The sequence below is a fragment of the Thalassotalea sp. G20_0 genome, assembly GCF_017744175.1.
Taxonomy (GTDB): Bacteria; Pseudomonadota; Gammaproteobacteria; order Pseudomonadales; family Endozoicomonadaceae; genus Endozoicomonas.
In genome coordinates this window covers 1-1,299 of sequence record NZ_JAGHQV010000207.1, presented here as the reverse complement: position 1 = coordinate 1,299, position 1,299 = coordinate 1, and the positions used below count along the sequence as shown (strand labels likewise).

The following is a 1,299-nucleotide window of genomic DNA, read 5'->3' as shown; positions in this document are numbered from 1 at the left end:
AGCCAGTAATCCCCTCCTTTCGACCCAGGAACCGTTTTCACATTTCAGCAAAATGAACTTCTGAACAGAACCGCAGTCTGCTTTTTATATTTCCATGAATTAATGAAATATAATTATGCATAGAACCTCTGCTGGTATCAGTGGTCAATACGCAAGATCAGATAATGATTACAACCAACCGGATGACCAGGCCGCTTCTTCAAGGCGTGGACGATATAGACATGCCACAGTCAGACAGTGGGATAATCCCCCCCGCACGGGGCGTAATGAATTTTACCAATCTTCTGCCGCATGCCCTTCTCAATATCTACTGCGCCGCTCAGTAAACCCTGCTCAAGATTTTAATACTCTCACCAAACAGGAAACAATGGATGACCTTGTGAGTAAATCGGATCGTTTCGGTGATCGCTATGATGGGAGACATCACGGTAAATATGCCAGTTCAATTAAAAAATACACGTCAGCTGCTAAAAGACCGTTAAATCGAGCGGAACAAAGCCAGCTGATGCGTTTGCTGCAAAATTTCACAGCAACGCGGAGCTGGAATTGGCGAAGCCTGACGACGACACTGCACTCATTTACTTCAGCGGGTGTTTTTACTTCCCATAACCCCATAGATGAGCGTGTTAAACGTACTCAAGTTGCCTTATTGTCAACGCTACTTGATGCAATAATATTTAACTGCAACCAAAAACCTGAAGCCAGGGATATTGATGCCCGGGGAATCGCCAACCAGCTGTGGGCCATGGCGAAACTGGTAGACAACGGGCAGGTGCGGACACCAGAGATCGAAAAGGCCATGGCCGCGCTGTTGTCCCATGTGAACACACAAAAAGACCAGTTTATTCCTCAGCATATAACCAACCTGCTGTGGGCCATGGCGAAACTGGTGGATAGCGGGCAGGAGCAGACTTCAGTTTTCAAGGGGGCCACGGCCGCGCTGTTGCCCCTCGTGAACGCACAGAAAGACCAATTTAATGCCCAGGGCATTACCAACCTGCTGTGGGCCATGGCGAAACTGGTGGACAGCGGGCAGGAGCGGACGCCAGAACTCAAAGAGGCCGTTGCCGCGTTGTTGCCCCATGTGAGCGCACAGAAAGCAAACTTTACACCACAGGGTATCGCCAACCTGCTCTGGGCCATGGCGAAACTGGTGGATAACAGGCATGAGTTGATACCCGGGCTCAAAGAGGCTTTGGCCGCACTGTTGCCCCTCGTGAACGCAAAAAAAAACCAATTTATTCCTCAGCATATCGCCAACCTGCTGTGGGCCATGGCAAAACTGGTGGACAACGGGCA

The 1,299-nt window shown here is 49.7% G+C and carries 1 protein-coding gene; it reads left to right on the top strand.

Annotated features, from left to right (window positions below; all coding sequences use genetic code 11):
• Nucleotides 1-115: 115 nt before the first annotated feature.
• The coding region (locus tag J7438_RS25545; RefSeq protein ID WP_209278855.1) for a DUF1601 domain-containing protein at nucleotides 116-1,299 on the top strand (1,184 nt) is incomplete at its 3' end.